Below are 1,817 nucleotides of genomic sequence, written 5' to 3'. Positions count from 1 at the left end.
AGGATGTGCAGACGGTGTGGGGCGAAGGCCTACGTCCCTACGCGGTCGAGGCCAGGCTCGGCGCCGATGGCGGCGTGGTGCGCGAGGCCTCGCCATTGGAAAGCGGTGACGAAAAGGTGCTGGCGCCTTTCAAGAAGGCGTTTCAGCCGACCGGCGGCCTGAAGGTGCTTGGCGGCAATCTCGGCCACGCGGTCATCAAGACGTCCGCCGTGAAGCCGGAACGGCGCGTCATCGAGGCGCCTGCAAAAGTGTTCGACAGCCAGCAAGGGCTGAACGACGCCTTCAAGGCCGGCACGCTCACGGGCGACTTCATCGCCGTCATCCGCTTCCAGGGACCGAAGGCCAACGGCATGCCGGAGCTGCACAAGCTGACCACCGTGCTCGGCATCCTGCAGGATCGCGGCCAGCGCGTCGCGCTGGTGACCGACGGGCGCATGTCGGGCGCTTCCGGCAAGGTACCGGCGGCGATCCATGTGACGCCGGAAGCGGTCGAGGACGGCCCGATCGCAAGGATCCATGACGGTGACATTATCCGGCTCGACGCCGATGCCGGCACGCTGGAAGTGCTGGTGCCCGGCGCGGAATTCGCGCTGCGGCGCACGGCGGATGCCGACCTCATCGGCAACGAGTTCGGCTTCGGCCGCGAGCTGTTCGCCGGGTTCCGGCAGCTCGTCGGCCGCGCCGACCACGGCGCCGCCGCGTTCGGCAACGCTTGAGTCGACAATTCCATCCAAGAAAAAGGGGCGGCTCATCGGCCGTCCCTTTTTCTCCAGACGACGGAAGCGCTACCTATTGAACGGTGATCTCGGCGCGTTCGCCGGCCTTCACCGTCACCGGCGTCTCCTTGTCCTGGCCCTGATCGGACGCGTGGCGCACGACGACATAGTCGCCTGCCGGAATGGTCTGCTGCCAGCTGTCGCCATAGCTCAGGCCGAGCGACTTGCGCTTGCCCTCGATGTCCTTCTTCGACGACAACACCTCAATCGAGTAGGCGCCGGGCGCCGACATGGCGAGCACGCCGGCGTCCAGCGTCACCTTGATGTCCTGATTGTCGCCGGCCTTGATGCTGAAAGGCTGTTCGACCACGGCGATATCGAAGGTGGTGATCGCGACATAGTCGTCCGGCGGCAGCCAGAACTTGCTGTCCGGCCCGTAGGAGTGCTCGACGCTTTCGCGCGTGCCGTCGATCTTCTTCTTGGCCTTGACGATCTCGAAGCCGATGCCCGAATTGTCGGCCTTGTCGCCGCCCGCCGTATAATAGGCGTTGAGCACGGCATGACCGACGCCGACGACGACATCCTTTTCGACGGTCTGCCCGGCGGCCAGTTGGACGGTCTCGGTCACCGTGCCGGCGCCGATCTGCACCGTCACCTTCTGCTCGCCCGCGGGCACGGTGGCCCTGGCGTCGCCATAATGGGTGGTGCTGCCGCCCGGATAGGCGAAATCGACGCGGGCCTCGCCGCTGATCTCGGCGCCCTGGCTGGCGTGCGGATGGATGACCAGCGTGCCGGCATTCAGCGTGAACAGCGGCTTGTAGACCTGGCCGGCCTCGACCTTGAGCTTCTGCTCGACCTTGGCCTCGTCGGCGCGACCGACGACCATATAGTCGCCCGGCTCGAGATGGGTCTTGAGCTCGCCATACTCGGTCATGACCTGATCGCCGCGTGTGCCGTCGGCGTTGGCCTTGTAGATCTCCCAGGCATTGCTGTTGTCGCTGACATCCGGGCCGCCTTCGGCCAGGACGACACTCGGCATGAAATTGAATTCCGGCTTGGCCGGTTCCGGAGCCGGCGCTGGGGCCGGAGCAGGTTCGGGGG

At 66.0% G+C, this 1,817-nt stretch carries 1 protein-coding gene and 1 pseudogene; one reads left to right on the top strand and one right to left on the bottom strand.

What is annotated here, in order from left to right:
* On the top strand, window positions 1-716 hold a 716-nt coding region (locus EN745_RS34390), incomplete at its 5' end, for a dihydroxy-acid dehydratase (protein WP_189363260.1).
* A 73-nt stretch (window positions 717-789) separates the two neighbouring features.
* Here EN745_RS34390 and EN745_RS34385 read toward each other — a convergent pair.
* A pseudogene (locus tag EN745_RS34385) lies at window positions 790-1,817 on the bottom strand (hypothetical protein); the annotation flags it as partial.

The sequence above is a fragment of the Mesorhizobium sp. M4A.F.Ca.ET.022.05.2.1 genome, assembly GCF_003998845.1.
Lineage (GTDB): Bacteria > Pseudomonadota > Alphaproteobacteria > Rhizobiales > Rhizobiaceae > Mesorhizobium.
This window is presented reverse-complemented; position numbering and strand designations above follow the sequence as displayed.